The organism is Micromonospora sp. NPDC005254 (assembly GCF_042872525.1).
Lineage (GTDB): Bacteria > Actinomycetota > Actinomycetes > Mycobacteriales > Micromonosporaceae > Micromonospora.
Map to the genome: position 1 here is coordinate 33752 of NZ_JBIAKM010000005.1, position 15580 is coordinate 49331.

The window sequence follows — 15580 nt, forward strand, 5'->3', positions numbered from 1 at the left end:
AGCGCCGAAGGCGGCGTCAGCCGCCGAAGCCGACCCGCTGCGCGTTGCCGGCGGCCACGGTCCGGACGGCCAGCGCCGCGTCGAGCGCCGCCACGGTCGCCGCCCAGCCCTTGTCCTCCGCCGAGCCGGGCAGCCCGGCCCGGTCCCGGGCCTGCTCGATGGTCTCCACGGTGAGCACGCCGTGCGCCACCGGCTTGCCCTCGTCCAGCGCCACCCGGGTCAGCCCGTCGGTGACCGACCGGCACACGTAGTCGAAGTGGGCGGTGGCGCCCCGCACGACCACGCCGAGCGCGACCACCACGTCGCAGCGGCGGGCGAGGGCCTGGGCGACGACCGGCAGCTCCACGGAGCCGGCGACACGCGCCACCACGGACCGCGCCCCGCACGCCTCGGCGGCGGCGACCGCGCGCTCCAGCATGTGATCGGTCAGATCGCCGTGCCATCGTGCGGCCACCACCCCGACGGTCAACCCCGCAGCGTCGACCGCCTCGACTCCCGGCTCGCCGAAACCCGCCATCGTCATGCTCCGATCTCGTCGTCGGCGACCGGACGCCCCAGCGGCGCCTCGGACACCTCGTCCAACTCGTCCAGCAGGTGACCCATCCGGTCCCGCTTGGTGCGCAGGTAGCGCAGGTTCTCCGGGTGCGCGCCGGCCGGCAGGCTCTCGCGGCCGGTGACGGTGAGCCCGTAGCCCTCCAGCCCGGCCCGCTTCGCCGGGTTGTTGGTCAGCAGCCGCATCGAGCGCACGCCCAGGTCGTACAGGATCTGCGCGCCGGTGCCGTAGTCGCGGGCGTCGGCCGGCAGACCCAGGTCGAGGTTGGCGTCCACGGTGTCGCGACCCTGGTCCTGCAACTGGTACGCCTGCAGCTTGTGCAGCAGGCCGATGCCGCGTCCCTCGTGCCCGCGCACGTAGAGCACCACGCCGCGGCCCTCGCGGGCGACCCGGGCCAGCGCGGCGTCCAGCTGCGGCCCGCAGTCGCAGCGCAGCGAGCCGAACACGTCCCCGGTCAGGCACTCGGAGTGGACCCGGACCAGCACGTCCTGACCGTCGCCGAGGTCACCGAGCACCATCGCGACGTGCTCGGCCGGGTCGTGCTCGGCACGGTAGCCGAGCGCCCGGAACACCCCGTGCCGCGTCGGCATCCGGGCGTCGGCGACCAGCTCGACCTGCTTCTCGGTACGCCGCCGGTAGGCGATCAGGTCGGCGATGGTGATCAGCGTGAGGCCGTGCTCGGCGGCGAACTTCTCCAGGTCCGGCAACCGCATCATGGTGCCGTCGTCGTTGACCAGCTCGCAGAGCACGCCGGCCGGGCGCAGCCCGGCGAGCCGGGTCAGGTCGATCGCCGCCTCGGTGTGCCCGGGTCGGCGCAGCACCCCGCCCTCGCGGGCGCGCAGCGGCACCACGTGCCCGGGCCGGGCCAGGTCGGTCGGATCGGTCGCCGCGCCGGCGAGCAGCCGGCTGGTGTGCGCGCGGTCGGCCGCCGAGATGCCGGTGCTGATCCCCTCCCGGGCGTCCACGGTCACCGTGTACGCGGTGCCGCGCCGGTCCTGGTTGGTGTGGTGCATCGGCGGCAGGTCGAGCCGGTCGGCCTCGCTCTCGGTCAACGCCACGCAGACGTACCCGGAGGTGTGGCGCACCATGAACGCCATCAGCTCCGGCGTGGCCCGCTCGGCCGCGAAGATCAGGTCGCCCTCGTTCTCCCGATCGGCGTCGTCGACCACGACGACCGGCCGCCCGGCGGCGATCTCGGCGATCGCCTCGTCGATATCGGCGAAGCTGCTCATGCGACGGCCTCCGTGTAGGTGGGCGGGAGTGCGGCGGCCGGCCTGGTGGCGCGCGAGGTGCGCCACCAGGCGGCGAAGCCCCAGGCGCAGAAGGCGCCGTAGACCAGGTACATGGCCGCCGACGGGTAGAACCCGCCGCGCAGCAGCAGCGGCACGCCGACCGCGTCCACCGCGATCCACACCAGCCAGAACTCGACCCAGCCACGGGCCATGCCGTAGGTGGCCAGCAGACTGCCGGTGAGGATCCAGGCGTCCGGCAGCGGGCCCCAGGAGCCCAGCGCCTTGAGCACCGGGTACGCGGCGGCGGTGCCGACGACGGCGGCCAGCAGCAGCACGAGCCGCTCCCGCCCGGTGGCCCAGCGCGGCAGCACCGCGGCGTGGTCGGCGTCGACGCGGCTGTTGCGACGCCACCGCCACCAGCCGTAGACGCTCACCGCGAAGAAGAACACCTGCCGGCCGGCCTGCCCGTACAGGTCGTGCGCCTGCGGGGTGGCGAACACCCCGCCGAGGAAGACGGTGAACAGCAGCGCGTTGCCGATCATGCCGACCGGCCACGCCCAGACCAGCCGGCGCAGCCCGAGCAGCGCGGAGACCAGCCCGAACACATTGCCGACGATCTCCCGGGCCAGCACCGGCGAGCCGGCCACCTGCACCTGGGCGTCGAGCAGCCAGCCGAGGGGGCCCATCAGGCCACCCCGCCCGTGCTCGGGGTCGCCCCGGAAGCGTCGGTGAGCCGGGCGCCGAGCAGCCGCTCGACGTACTTGGCCAGCACGTCGACCTCCAGGTTGACCGGGTCGCCGACGCCCTTCGCGCCGAGCGTGGTCAGCTTCAGGGTGGTCGGGATCAGCCCGACGGCGAACTCGTCCGCGCCCACCTCGGCCACGGTCAGCGACACGCCGTCGATGGTGATCGAGCCCTTCTCCACCACGTACCGGGCCAGGGCGGCGGGCAGCCGGAACCGCACCGTCTCCCACTGCTCGGCCGGTTCCCGGGAGATCAGTTCGCCGACGCCGTCGACGTGGCCCTGCACGAGGTGCCCGCCGAGGCGGCTGCCCAGCGCCGCCGCCCGCTCCAGGTTGACCGGGTCGCCGGGACGCAGCGCGCCCAGCGCGGACCGGCGCAGGGTCTCGCCCATGACGTCGGCGGTGAAGGTGCCGTCGGCCGCGTCCACCACCGTCAGGCAGACGCCGTTGACGGCGATGGAATCACCGTGGCGGGCGTCCGAGGTGACCAACGGGCCGCGCACGGCGACCAGCGCCGAATCGCCCGCCGTGGCCGTGACCCGGACGATCTCCCCCAACTCCTCGACAATGCCGGTGAACATGTCAGCCCTCCCTTTTGCGGGGCAAAGCGGTGATCCGGAGATCCGGACCGACCTGCGTAACGTCCACGAACTCCAGATCGATGGCCTCAGCGATGGTCGTCACTCCCGCGTCGACCAGGGCGGTGGGGCCGGCGCCGAGCAGCCGGGGCGCGACGTACCCGACGATCTTGTCGACCAGGCCGGCGGCCAGGAACGCGCCGGCCAGCCGGGGGCCGCCCTCCAGCAGCACCGCGCGGACCCCGCGCTGGTGCAGCGCCGCGAGCAGCGCCGACAGGTCGACCCGGCCGTCCGGGCCCGCGCCCACCTCGGCCGCGGTCGCGATCCACGTCCGCGCGGCGCCGTCGCGGACCCGGGCGTCGAAGGGGGTACGCCCCGAGCTGTCCACCACCACCCGCAGCGGCTGCCGGATGGCCAGGCTGCCGTCGCGCAGGTTGCGGGCGGTCAACCGGGGGTCGTCGGCGAGCACGGTGCCCACCCCGGCGACGACCGCGTCGACCGTGCCGCGCAGCGCGTGCACGTCGATCCGGGCCGCCTCCGAGGTGATCCACATGCTGGTGCCGTCCGCGGCGGCGGACCGGCCGTCGACGGTGGCGGCGTACTTCCAGATGACGTACGGCCAGCCCCGGCGCATCGAGGTCAACCACGCGACGTTGCCGGCCTCGGCCTCGTCGCCGCGTACCCCCAGATCCACCTGGACCCCGGCGGCGCGCAACGTGGCGGCGCCGCCGGAGGCCACCGGGTTCGGATCGGGCACGGCGATGACCACGCGGGCCACCCCGGCCTGGACGAGCGCGGTGCTGCAGGGGCCGGTGCGGCCGGTGTGGTCGCAGGGCTCCAGAGTGACGACCGCGGTGCCGCCCTCGGCGCGCGGGCCGGCCTGGGCCAGCGCGACGATCTCGGCGTGCGGCCCACCGGCGTAGGCGTGGAAGCCCTCCCCCACGACCTCGCCGTCGGCGTCGAGCAGCACGCACCCGACCACCGGGTTGGGGCTGGTGGTGCCCAGCCCGCGAGCCGCCAGCTCGATCGCACGCCGCATCGCCTCATCGACGGAGACGCTGGCCATCGCCCTGTTCTGCCCTCTCACTCGCCGGTCCGCGCGCGGGCGGTCAGGGAGGCGGCATGGACCGCGGGCAGGCGGCGGCGGAGTCCGGGTACGGCACAGCCGACCCGGATGGGCGGCACGGCACGCTGACGCCAGCGGCCGGCTGAAGACCCGTCCGTCCCGCGCGCTGTCTCCCATCCGGACTGTCTGGGCGCGGACGAACCGCCCCCAACCGTCGGCCCCGGATTTTCACCAGGTCCACCGGGCGGCAAGCCGTCCGGGTCGCGGGCTGACCACGGTTGGACCGTGGATCACCGCCGGTTCGGAATTTCACCGAGTCCCGCCAGCGCGTGGTGGGTACTCCGCAGTCTTACACGCCGAACGCGGTGTGTCCTTATCCAGGCGAGCTAGTTCACAGCGGGATCACGCGTCAGGTGACGCCGCGCCGCCGGTCCACCGCCACGTACGACCCCGGTTGGCTCTTGGCGACCGTCTTCATCTCCGAGGCCACCGCGATCGCCTCCAGGGGGTCGGTGAACCGCTTGCCGGCGTCGGAGAGGGAGACGCCGATGGACAGCGTGACCAGGGCGGCCCGGCGGATGTTGCCGCGCCGGTCCTTCAGCTCGACGAAGCCGCGCTCACGGTCGGTGGCGTCGTAGAGCGTGTCGGCGGACTTCTCGAAGTCGACCACCGCCCGGGAGGTCAGCGGGCGGACCTGGTCCGGCGCGCAGACGATCACGAAGTCGTCGCCGCCGACGTGACCGAGGAACGCCGGCGGCAGACCCACCGCCACCACCGCCCGGTGCAGGCTGCGGGCCAGCGCGGAGATGAAGTCGTCGCCACGCACGAAGCCGTACCGGTCGTTGACGCTCTTGAACCGGTCGATGTCGATGTAGCCGACCGCGTAGTCCACCCCGTGCCGGACCCGGTCGCTGATCTCCCGCCGGATCCGGCTGTTGCCGGGCAGCCCGGTCAGCGGGGAGACCTCCCGGAACTCCTTGTTGCGGCGCAACGTCGAGGAGACCCGGGCCACCAGCTCGGCGGTGTCGAACGGCTTGACCAGGTAGTCGTCCGCGCCGGCGCTGAGCCCGTGGACCTTGTCGACGGTCATCCCCTTGGCCGTCAACATGATCACCGGAATGGCGGAGGTCATCGGGTCGGCGCGCAGCCGTCGGGTCAGCTCCAGCCCGTCGATGCGGGGCATCATGAGGTCGACCACGGCCAGGTCCGGCCGTTGCCGCTCGATGACCTCCAGGGCCTCCTGGCCGTCACTGGCGTGGATCACCTCGAAGCCGTGCAACCGCAGGTTGAACTCGACGAACCGAGCGATGTCCGCGTCGTCGTCGACGACGAGGATGATGTCCTTGCGGTCGGCCTCCGGCTCCACCTCAGGCCCCGGGCGCCGCGCGCTCCGCCAGGGCCCGCAGTCGCCGGACCGCCTCGGCCGGGTCGGCGGCGCCGTAGACGGCGGTGCCGGCCACGAACGCGTCGGCGCCGGCGGCGGACGCCTGCTCGATGGTGTCGGCGGCGATCCCGCCGTCCACCTCGATGCGCAGCTCCAGGTGGCCGGCGTCGACGTGCCGGCGGGCGGCGCGGACCTTGTCCAGCAGCTGCGGGATGAACCGCTGCCCGCCGAAGCCCGCCTTGATCGTCATGATCAGCAGGGTGTCGAAGCTGGGCAGCAGCTCCAGGTACGGCTCGATCGGGGTGTCCCGGTCGATGGCCAGCCCGGCCTTCGCGCCGGCCGAGCGCAGGTCCTTGGCGAGCGCCACCGGGTCGTCGGCCGCCTCGGCGTGGAACGTGACGTTGTACGCCCCGGCGTCGGCGTAGCCGGGGGCCCACCTACGCGGGTCGGAGATCATCAGGTGCACGTCGAACGGCATCGTGGTGGCGGCTCGCAGGCTCTGCACCACGGGCAGCCCGATGGTCAGATTGGGCACGAAATGGTTGTCCATCACGTCCACGTGCAACCAGTCCGCGGCGTCCTCGACGGCACGGACCTCTTCGGCGAGGCGGGCGAAATCGGCGGCCAGGATGCTCGGCGCGACGATCGGCGGCGGTACGGTCACGGGGCCAGTGTACGAACGCGGCCACCCGCCGCCCGCAGCACGGCACCAACTCCGACACGCTGTGATCCAGCAGTGACCAGTAGTGCAGAATAAGCCGGTCCGGGCCATCGATTCCGGACGAACAGACATCAGTGGCTGGCCGATCGACCCAAACGCGACGACACTCCAACCGGGACGGTGCCGTAGGCTGCACGCCCGCCGGGGTCGCGCCGCGGGGCGCGGTGACCGGTCGCCAGCTCCCGGGAGGGCGGACGATGCGACGGTGGCTTCCAGCGCTGGCGCTGGTCGGCATCACGACGATGCTGCTGGCCGGCTGCGGTCCGGCACGAGGCGCGGACGGTGACCTCACCGACGACTGGCCGGCACTGCGGGTTCCAAGACCGTTCACCCCCGCCACCGACACCTGCCTGCCCCGGATCACCTCGGTCGTGCAGGCCAGCACGTACGAGACGGTCGACTGCGCCCGCAGCCACCTCGCCGAGGCGATCCACGTCGGCACGTTCACCGGCCCGGCCGCGCAGGCCGGCACCCGGCCGGGCCCGGGCTCGACCGCGCTGCGCGCGGCCCGCTCGGAGTGCGACCAGCGGGCCCGGGAGGTGCTCGGCGGCGACTGGCACACGGCCCGGCTCACCCTGACGCTCTCGCTGCCCAGCGGCCCAGCCTGGACCGGCGGCGCACGCTGGTTCCGCTGCGACCTCAGCGAGACCGACAGCATCGACAACACCCGGCCGGTGAACCGCGTCGGCAGCCTGCGCGGGGCGTTGATCGGCGACACCCCGCTGACCCACGGCTGCTTCGACCCCAAGCTGATCGGCGACAACCTCAACTACATGGCCCCGGTGCTCTGCACCGAGCCGCACCGCGCCGAGTTCGTCGGCGTCTACGAGGAACGGGACATGAGCTGGGCCGAGTTCACCCGCGCGGGCGAGCAGGCGCACCGGCGCTGCATGGCGTTGATCGCCACGTACGCGGCCGTGCCGAACAACAGCGACCTGCCGTACCGGGCCGGGTCCATCTACTACCCACCGTCGCAGCGGGAATGGGAGGAGGGCGACCGTGGAGTGCGCTGTTTCCTGTGGAGCGACGACCGCAAACTCACCCGTTCGATGCGCGGCGCCGGCCCCGAGGGACTGCCCGCGATCTGAGTCGCGGTGCCGTATGCTGCTGCGCCGTGGCGCTACCGGCCGGCTGGGGGCCGTCCGGAGGTCACCAGCGGCGGGAGGTCGACGATGCGACGGTGGTTGACGGCGATTGCCGGGGGCGCGGTGGTGGCCCTGGCGCTCACCGGCTGTGGCGCACCCGCCGGAGTCGACCGTGACCTCATCGACGACTGGCCGGCGCCCGTGGTGGCGCAGCAGTTCGTCCCCGCCGCCGGCGTCTGCCACCACTCCTCCCAGCAGGTCGGCTTCCTCAGCGGCTACAACCCCATGGAGTGCGCCGAGTCGCACCGGGTGGAGACCCTGCACGTCGGCACGCTCACCGGCCCCGGCACCGAACGCGGCACACCTCCGCCGCCCGGCTCGGTGGGCATGCGGGCCGCGCAGGCCGGCTGCGAGACGGAGGTCAACAAGGCCGTCGGTGCCGACTGGCGCTCCGGGCGCCTCGGGCTCGCCGTCGTGCTGCCCTCGCCGGCCGCCTGGGCCGGCGGGGCCCGCTGGTACCGCTGTGACGTCACCGAGATCGCCAGCATCGACGACACCGCCGTCGACCTGCGCACCGGCAGCCTGCGGGGTGCCCTGACCGGCGCGTCGCCGCTGGCCTACCGCTGCTTCAACCCCAAGCTGGACAAGGACAAGATCGAGGAGATGGTGGCGGTGTCCTGCACCGCCAAGCACCACGCCGAGTTCGTCGGGATCTGGCAGGCCCCGGACATCAGCTACGCGGAGTTCAACCGCACCACCAAGCGCACCCACCGGGCGTGCCAGTCGGTGACGGCCAAGTACGCCAAGGTGCCCGACAACTCGCAGCTCGACTTCCGCGCCGGAACGATCTACTACCAGCCGTACGAGCAGGAGTGGCGCAACGGCAACCGCGGCGTGCAGTGCTTCCTCTGGATCAGCGACCGGGACCTGACCCGCTCGCTGAAGAACGCCGGCACCAAGGGCCTCCCGGTCACCTGATTCCGGCCGGCACGACCGCACCCGGCCGGCTCGGCCGGGTGCGGTGTCGCGTTCAGCCCTCGCGCGGGGCGGCTGTCAGCCCTTGCGCAGGACGGCGAGGAACATCGCGTCGGTGCCGTGGCGGTGCGGCCAGAGCTGCACGGTGGGGCCGTCGCCCAGGCCGGGCATGCCGGCCGGCAGCAGCGGTCGGGCGTCGACGAAGTCCACCGACACGCCGCTGCGGCGAGCCGCCTCGGTGACCGTCACGTGCGTCTCGACGGTGTGCGGCGAGCAGGTGACGTAGGCGACCAACCCGCCCGGTCGGACCGCCCGCAGCGCGGCGCCCAGCAACTCCCGCTGCAGCCGGGTCAACGGCGGCAGGTCGGAGGGCTGGCGGCGCCAGCGCGACTCGGGCCGGCGACGCAGCGAGCCCAGCCCGGTGCACGGGGCGTCCACCAGCACCCGGTCGAAGTGGCCCTCCGGCAGCTTCGGGTCCGCGCCGACCTCACGACCGTCGGTGGCCACCACGGTCACCGGCAGACCCCGGGTCGCCTGGGACACCAGCCGAGCCCGGTGCTCGGCCACCTCCACGGCGGTCAGGTGGGCGCCGCGCTGCGCGGCCAACGCGCCGAGCAGGCCGGCCTTGCCGCCCGGACCGGCGCACAGGTCCAGCCAGCGCCCGTCCGGGCCGTCCAGCGGCGCGTCGGCGAGCGCGGCGGCCACGAGTTGGGAGCCCTCGTCCTGGACGTGGGCGCGACCGTCGACCACCGCCGGCACGTCGCCCGGGGCGCCGCCGGGAAGATAGACGGCGTACGGCGAGAAGGCGCCGGGCGCGCCGCCGACCTGGTCGGCCAGCTCGATCGGGTCGATCAGGCCGGGACGGGCGCACAGGTGCACCGGGGGACGCTCATTGTCCTCGATCAGGAGCCGGGCGGTCTCGCCCAGGTCGCCGTCGAGCGCCTCGGAGAAGGCCCGCACGATCCACTGCGGGTGGCTGTACGCCAGCGCCAGGTGCCCGACCGGGTCGGTCTCGATCGGCGGGGCGAGCTTGGCCACCCACCCGTCGATGTCGCGGGTGGACACCTCGCGCAGCACCGCGTTGGCGAACCCGGCGGCGCCCGGCGCGACCGAGCGGACCAGGTCCACGGTCGACGACACGGCGGCGTGCGGAGGCACCCGGGTGTGCAGCAGCTGGTACGCCCCGATCCGCAGCGCGTCGCGCGCCGGCGGGTCGATGCGGGCCACGTCCCGCCCGGACGCGTCGCTGAGGATCGCGTCGAGCGTGCCGAGGTGGCGCAGGGTGCCGTAGGTCAGCTCGGTGGCGAACGCGGCGTCGCGGCCGTACAGCCCCTCCTCGCGCAGGATGGTGGGCAGCACCAGGTTGGCGAAGGCGTCGTCGCGGTGCACGGCGGCCACCGCCTCGTACGCCACGCGTCGTGGCCGGTCCAGTGGCGGCCGGGTCGGCCGGCGGTCGCCGCCGCGGCCGGCGGACGAACCGCCTCGGAACGGACGCGTCCCCTCCGGGGCCGTCACGCGAGACCCTCGCCGGCGCTGACGCGGACGCCGCGCGCCCAGTCGGTGGCCGCCATGGCGCGCTTACCCGCGGCGCGGACCTCGCCGAGGCGCACCGGCACGGTGGCCGTGCCGGCCAGCACCCGGTTCTTCTCCACCAGCAACTCCCCCGGTTTCAGGTCCGGGCCGTCGGCCACCGGTGCGACCGGGCCGAGCTTCACCCGCTCGTCCCGGAAGGTCGTCCACGGGCCCGGGGCCGGCGTGCAGGCGCGGATCCGCCGGTCCACCGCGAAGGCCGGGTCACCCCAGCGCACCCGGGCGTCCTCCACGGTCAGCTTCGGCGCCAGCGACACCCCGTCGGCGGGCTGCGGCTCGGCCCGCGCGGTGCCGTCGGCGATCGCGTCGAGCACCGCCACCAGCAGCCCGGCGCCGGAGTCGGCGAGCCGCTCCAGCAGGTCGCCGGAGGTGTCGCCGGGGCGGATCTCGTCGGTCAGGGTGCCGAAGACGGGGCCGGTGTCCAGGCCCTGCTCCAGTTGGAAGACGCTGGCACCGGTCAGCTCGTCGCCGTGCAGCACGGCGTGCTGCACGGGCGCGGCGCCCCGCCAGGCGGGCAGCAGCGAGAAGTGCAGGTTGATCCAGCCGTACCGGGGGATCTCCAGGGCGGCCGGCGGAACCAGCGCGCCGTAGGCGACCACCGGCACGCAGTCCGGGGACAGCTCGCGCAGCCGGTCGAGGAACTCCGGGTCGCGGGGGCGGGCCGGCGTCAGCACCTCGACGCCGTGCTCGTCGGCCCACGCGCCGACCGGGGAGCGGGACAGGCCACGCCCCCGCCCGGCGGGCGCGTCGGGCCGGGTGACCACGGCGACCAGCTCGTGCCGGGAGGCCGCGACGGCGGCCAGGGCGGGCACGGCCACCGCCGGCGTACCGGCGAAGATCACACGCATCCGGGTCACCGACCCAGACCGAAGGGGTCGCTGATGTGCGGGCTGAGCTTGACCGTGGGCGGGGCCGCCGCGTCGTACCACTCGGCCTGGCGGATCGCCTTCATGGCTTCCTTGCGCCCCTCCGGGTCCAGTCGGTCCAGGAAGAGCACCCCGTCGAGGTGGTCGGTCTCGTGCTGCACGCAGCGCGCCATCAGGCCGGTGCCGACGATCTGCATCGGGTCGCCGAACGAGCTGAAGCCCTTGGCGATGACGTTCTGCCGGCGCTTGGTGTCGAAGTAGAGCCCGGGGATGGACAGGCAGCCCTCGGGGCCGTCCTGCTCCTCCTCGTCGGGGAACTCCAGCACCGGGTTGACCAGGTGCCCGAGCACGTCGTCGACGTCGAAGGCGAACACCCGCAGGCTGACACCGAGCTGCGGCGCGGCCAGGCCGGCGCCGTTCTGCTCACGCATCGTGTCGGTGAGGTCGGCGACGAGCCGCCGTAGCTCGGCGTCGAAGTCGACCACCGGATCGGCCGGCGTGCGCAGCACCGGATCCCCAAAAAGACGGATGGGCTGGACGGTCACGCGGGACGGCTCCTTCATCAGGCGGGCGAGCGGTGCCGTACCAGTCTACGGAGTGCTCCCGAGCGCCCCGGCCGGCGTACCTCGATCGGCCACCGCCGGTGTGCCCAGCGTCACGGGCAGGCTCTCGTAGCCGCGCAGGGTCAGGCGGGTCCGGTGCCGAGGCTGCCCCGCCAGGGCCAGCTCGGGCAGACGGCGCAGCAGCATCGGGAACGCCAGCTGCGCCTCCAGCCGGGCCAGGCCGGCGCCGAGGCAGTAGTGCGGGCCGGCGCCGAAGGACAGCGGGTGCGCCTGCTCGCGGGTCGGATCGAAGCGCCCCGGGTCGGGGAACCGGCGCGGGTCGCGGTTGGCCGCGCCGAGCAGCAGCAGCGCCGTACTGCCGGCCGGCAGGTCGAGCCCGCCGCAGCGCACCGGCGCGGTGCTCGTCCGGGTGGTCAGCTGCACCGGGGAGTCGTAGCGCAACAGCTCCTCGACGTACGCCGGGGCGAGCCCGGGGTCGACGCGCAGCGCCGAGGCGGCCTCGGGGTGGCGCAGCAGCACCACCAGGCCGTTGCCGAGCAGGTTGGTGGTGGTCTCGAAGCCGGCGACCAGCAGCACGACCAGGTTGGCCAGCAGTTCGTCGCCGGCGAGCCGGGCGCCGTCGGCGTCGTGCACCTGGACCAGCGCGGTGGTCAGATCATCGGCCGGTGCCCGGCGTCGGGCGACGATCAGCTCGACGAAGTAGTCGCGCAGCTCGGCGGCGCCCGCGTCGGCGACGGCCAGCTCCTCGGTGGTGATCTCCGGCTCCAGCACCCCGGTCAGGTCGCCGGCCCAGCGGCGGAACAGCGGCCGGTCCTGCGCCGGCACGCCGAGCAGCGCGCAGATCACCCCGACCGGCAGCGGGTACGCGAAGTCGGCCAGCAGGTCGATCGGCTCGCCGTCAAAGGCGCGGGCAATCATCGCGTCGAGCAGTTCCTCGGCCTGGGCGCGCACCACGTCGCGCATCCCGGCGATCCGACGCGGGCTGAACGCGCCGGCGGCGAGTCGGCGCATACGGCTGTGATCGGGCGGGTTGGTACGCAGCATGGACCGGGCGATCGACGTGATCGCCGGGCTCTGCCGCCAGTTCGGCCAGACCTGGTCCCGCAGCGCGTCGTCGAGCACCCCGAGCCGGGGGTCGCGCAGCAGCTCGTCGACCTCCGGGTAGCCGGTCACCACGTACATGCCGGGCAACGCCTGCACCACCGGGCCGTGCGAGCGCAGCCGTTCGTACGTCGGGTACGGATCGACGCGTCCCTGCGGCGACATGAGCAGTGTGAGCGCCTCGGCAGCATCCATGGCTGGCCTCCCCCGTCGATGCGTCGGAGGCTCCATCATCCCGGTGCCGCCGGCAGCCGGCATCCCCCGCCCGGCACGCGCGTCAGCCCGGGGCGGTTGCCGCCCGGCTCAGCAGGGCGCGGACCCGCTCGCCGTCGGGGTGACCGAGGTCGTCGAGGATGCCCAGGGCACGCCGCCAGGTACGCGCCGCGCCGGCCGGGTCCCCCGCCGCGTGCCGGCTCTCGCCGAGCCGGGAGAGGGTTTCCGCCTCGTCGTAGCGGTCGCTGATCCGCCGGTACAGCCGCAGCGCCCGCCCGTAACAGCGGACCGCCTCCCGGTGGTCGCCCAGCCGCGCGTGGATGAAGCCGAGGCTGTCCCAGGTGTTCGCCTCACCGTGCCGGTCCCCGGTCCGGCGCAGCAGCGCCAACGCCTGCTCGCAGTGGGCGAGCGCCGGGCGGTACTGGCCGAGCTGGGCGTGCGCCCAACCCACCGCGTTGCGGGCGCTGGCCTCCCCGGCCAGATGGCCGGCGTCCCGGTACAGCGCGAGAGCCCGCCGCACGTGGTCCAGCGCCTCGGCGTACCGGCCGAGGCCGTCGAGCATCGCGCCGAACGCCCGGTGGGTACGCGCCTGCCCGGTGTGGTCACCCAGCGCCCCGAAGAGCGCCAGGGCCTGCCGGTAGTTGCTCGCCGCCTCGTCCACCCGGCCCAGCCGGGACAGCACCCGGGCGAGGTCGCGGTGGGCGTTCGCCTGCCCGAGTCGGTCCCCCGCGCGCCGCGCCCCGGCCAGGGCGGTCCGCTGGGCGACGGCCAGATCCGGCCACCGCCCCCGGCGTTGCAGAAAGTCCACAAGCGTCCACGCGAGCTGCCAGGCGTGACCGTCGAAACCGGCACGTTTCGCGTGCGCGACCGCCGCCAGGAGCACCGGGTATTCGATGGTGAACCAGTCGAGCGCCTGCGCGTGGTCGGTGATCTCCTCGGGCGCCACACCCGGTGGGGCCGCCGCCAGTGCGACCGGATCGCGCCCCGGCTGCAGCAGCAGCGCGGCCGCGTGCGCGGTGTGCAGGTAGTGGTCCAGCCCGCGCCGGATCGCGGCCCGCCGTGCCTCGGGCGGCTCGAGTCGGTCGGCCTGCTCGGCGGCGTACGCCCGGAGCAGGTCGTGCGCGCCGAACCGGCCGGGGGCGTGCTCGCTGACCAGATGGGCGTGGGCCAGCTCCGCCAACAGTCGGGGCACCTGCTCCCGGGGCAGCCCCGCCAGGCTGGCCGCCGCGGCGACCCCGATGTCCGGGCCGGGGTGACAGCCGAACAGCCGGAACAGCCGTGCCGCCGCGGGCGTGAGGCTCCGGTACGACCAGGAGAAGACTGCCTGCACGTCGGTGCCGGCGTCGCCACCGTCCAAGGAGTCCAGCGGGCGCGGCGCCGCGCGCAACTCGGCGGCGAGGGTGGCCAGGGAGAAGGCGGGATTCGCCGCACTCCGCGCGGCGAGCACCGCCAGGGCCAGCGGCAGCCGCGCACATCGCTCGATTATCTCGTCCACGGCCTGCGGCTCGACCGCCAACCGGTCGGCGCCGAGCCGCCGGGCCAACAGCTGCCAGGCCTCGGCGGCGCTGAGCAGCTCGACGCCGACCGGCCGGGCGCCCTCGGTGGCGACCAGGCCGGCCAGCCGGTTGCGGCTGGTGACCAGAACCAGGCAGGTCAGGCTGCCGACCAGCAGCGGGCGAACCTGGTCGGCATCGCGGGCGTTGTCCAGCAGCACCAGCATCCGGCGACCGGCGAGCAGGCTGCGGTAAAGCCCCACCTGCGCGGGCAGGTGGGTGGGGATCCGTTCGGGCGGCACCTCAAGGGCCTCCAGGAAACCCCGTACCGCCTCGACGGTCGTCACCACCGTTCCCGTGGAGTCGAATCCGCGCAGGTCGACGTAGAGCTGGCCGTCCGGGAAGCGGTCGGCGACCCGGTGCGCCCAGTACACCGCCAGCGTCGTCTTGCCCACCCCGGCCGTGCCGGACAGCGTCACCACGGCGGCCGGCGCCCGGCCGCCGTCGCCGGGGGTGTCCAGGCCGGCACAGGCGACATCGAGCTGGGCGAGCTGGGCGGTACGTCCGACGAATCCGGGCAGCGCCGGGGGCAGTTGGCGGGGCACGGGGAAGCGGGTCGGGGCGGCCCGGGTGCCGCCGCTGCGGGCCCGTACGGCCCCGGTGCCCGCCCGGCCGGTGGCCGCGTGGTCCCGCGTCGGACGTCGACGTCGCTCCTCGATCCGGTCCCGCGCGGTGGCCAGCACTCCCTGCTCGGTGGGGGTCGCCCCGAGCAGCCGGATGAGCGCGTCGAACCGCTCCGGCGGGGGCAGGATGTGGCCGGCGAAGTACTCCCCGATGATCCCGCGCGACCAGCCGGTCTTCGCCGCCAACTGCCGGTACGTCAGCCGCGTCTCCCCCTGCTGCCGGGCTTCGCGGCGGCGCAGCTGGCGCAACAGGCCGGCCAGCTCTGACAGGGTCTGCGCCTCGACACCGCCGCGGGCCACGTCGAACGCCGCGGGCGGCCCCTGCGGTGCTCGACGAACGCCGGACGGTACCCGTTGGTCGGACATGCGGCCCCCACCCCCTACCGGTCACCCGGTCGCCCCGGGTGCCGACACGGGCAGGCTAGTTGCGGTCACACACCGCTAGATAGGAGGCGGCCGATGTCTGACAGTTCCACATCGGACCTCTGCCCCGTCCGGCGGTGTCCGACGGTGTCCAGTCCCGTCCAGGATCGCCGTGCTGAACCGACGTCTCGTGCCACCGTCCCTGGTGCGGGTTCGGCCCGCGCCACGAAACCCTGGGGAAGGGGCACCAGATGATCCGTCCACACCCGACCGTTCGACGGTCCACGACGATGCTGCGTCGCATCGCCGTCAGGTCTGGGCGACCGGCACGAACACCGCCATCGACGACACCAACACCGCGACGGCGTGTA

14 protein-coding genes and 1 riboswitch are annotated in these 15580 nt (G+C 74.2%); of the genes, 2 read left to right on the forward strand and 12 right to left on the reverse strand.

What is annotated here, in order from left to right:
• Window positions 1-16: 16 nt before the first annotated feature.
• From ribH to rpe, 7 genes are all read right to left on the reverse strand, one after another.
• Window positions 17-517: a 6,7-dimethyl-8-ribityllumazine synthase gene (gene ribH / locus ACFYPR_RS16530; protein WP_234589790.1), complete on the reverse strand. Its 501-nt coding sequence runs from the start codon at window positions 515-517 to the stop codon at window positions 17-19.
• A 2-nt stretch (window positions 518-519) separates the two neighbouring features.
• The gene (locus ACFYPR_RS16535; RefSeq protein WP_354857814.1) at window positions 520-1785 is read right to left on the reverse strand and encodes a bifunctional 3,4-dihydroxy-2-butanone-4-phosphate synthase/GTP cyclohydrolase II; all 1266 of its coding nucleotides are present in this window, start codon (window positions 1783-1785) and stop codon (window positions 520-522) included.
• On the reverse strand, window positions 1782-2471 hold the full coding sequence (gene pnuC / locus ACFYPR_RS16540; RefSeq protein ID WP_354857812.1) for a nicotinamide riboside transporter PnuC: 690 nt from the start codon (window positions 2469-2471) through the stop codon (window positions 1782-1784). Before pnuC ends, ACFYPR_RS16535 begins: the two co-directional genes overlap by 4 nt.
• Window positions 2471-3109: a riboflavin synthase gene (locus tag ACFYPR_RS16545; protein ID WP_355067105.1), complete on the reverse strand. Its 639-nt coding sequence runs from the start codon at window positions 3107-3109 to the stop codon at window positions 2471-2473. Before ACFYPR_RS16545 ends, pnuC begins: the two co-directional genes overlap by 1 nt.
• A gap of 1 nt (window position 3110) precedes the next feature.
• Window positions 3111-4172 carry a bifunctional diaminohydroxyphosphoribosylaminopyrimidine deaminase/5-amino-6-(5-phosphoribosylamino)uracil reductase RibD gene (ribD, locus tag ACFYPR_RS16550; protein WP_354857808.1) on the reverse strand — a complete coding sequence of 354 codons (1062 nt, stop codon included), beginning with the start codon at window positions 4170-4172 and terminating at the stop codon, window positions 3111-3113.
• A 161-nt stretch (window positions 4173-4333) separates the two neighbouring features.
• Window positions 4334-4503, reverse strand: a riboswitch (FMN riboswitch).
• Between the two features lie 78 nt (window positions 4504-4581).
• On the reverse strand, window positions 4582-5538 hold the full coding sequence (locus ACFYPR_RS16555) for a response regulator (protein WP_355067104.1): 957 nt from the start codon (window positions 5536-5538) through the stop codon (window positions 4582-4584).
• A 1-nt stretch (window position 5539) separates the two neighbouring features.
• Window positions 5540-6220 carry a ribulose-phosphate 3-epimerase gene (rpe, locus tag ACFYPR_RS16560; RefSeq protein ID WP_354857803.1) on the reverse strand — a complete coding sequence of 227 codons (681 nt, stop codon included), beginning with the start codon at window positions 6218-6220 and terminating at the stop codon, window positions 5540-5542.
• 254 nt (window positions 6221-6474) lie between these two features.
• Here rpe and ACFYPR_RS16565 point away from each other — a divergent pair, with 254 nt between their 5' ends.
• Window positions 6475-7365: a septum formation family protein gene (locus ACFYPR_RS16565; RefSeq protein ID WP_387260691.1), complete on the forward strand. Its 891-nt coding sequence runs from the start codon at window positions 6475-6477 to the stop codon at window positions 7363-7365.
• 84 nt (window positions 7366-7449) lie between these two features.
• Window positions 7450-8340, forward strand: a complete 891-nt coding sequence (locus ACFYPR_RS16570; protein ID WP_355136416.1) for a septum formation family protein — start codon at window positions 7450-7452, stop codon at window positions 8338-8340.
• 75 nt (window positions 8341-8415) lie between these two features.
• Here the strand turns inward: ACFYPR_RS16570 and ACFYPR_RS16575 are convergent, their stop codons facing one another.
• From ACFYPR_RS16575 to ACFYPR_RS16595, 5 genes are all read right to left on the reverse strand, one after another.
• On the reverse strand, window positions 8416-9852 hold the full coding sequence (locus ACFYPR_RS16575; RefSeq protein ID WP_355067101.1) for a transcription antitermination factor NusB: 1437 nt from the start codon (window positions 9850-9852) through the stop codon (window positions 8416-8418).
• Entirely contained in the window at window positions 9849-10775 is a 927-nt protein-coding gene (gene fmt, locus ACFYPR_RS16580) for a methionyl-tRNA formyltransferase (RefSeq protein WP_355136414.1), read from the reverse strand. The genes ACFYPR_RS16575 and fmt overlap by 4 nt, the downstream gene beginning before the upstream one ends.
• Before the next feature lie 5 nt (window positions 10776-10780).
• Window positions 10781-11338 (reverse strand): peptide deformylase, encoded by a 558-nt coding sequence (gene def, locus ACFYPR_RS16585; protein ID WP_354857793.1) that lies wholly within the window; start codon window positions 11336-11338, stop codon window positions 10781-10783.
• 45 nt (window positions 11339-11383) lie between these two features.
• Window positions 11384-12652 (reverse strand): cytochrome P450, encoded by a 1269-nt coding sequence (locus tag ACFYPR_RS16590; protein ID WP_387260694.1) that lies wholly within the window; start codon window positions 12650-12652, stop codon window positions 11384-11386.
• An 82-nt stretch (window positions 12653-12734) separates the two neighbouring features.
• Entirely contained in the window at window positions 12735-15212 is a 2478-nt protein-coding gene (locus ACFYPR_RS16595) for an ATP-binding protein (protein WP_387260697.1), read from the reverse strand.
• Window positions 15213-15580: the final 368 nt, after the last annotated feature.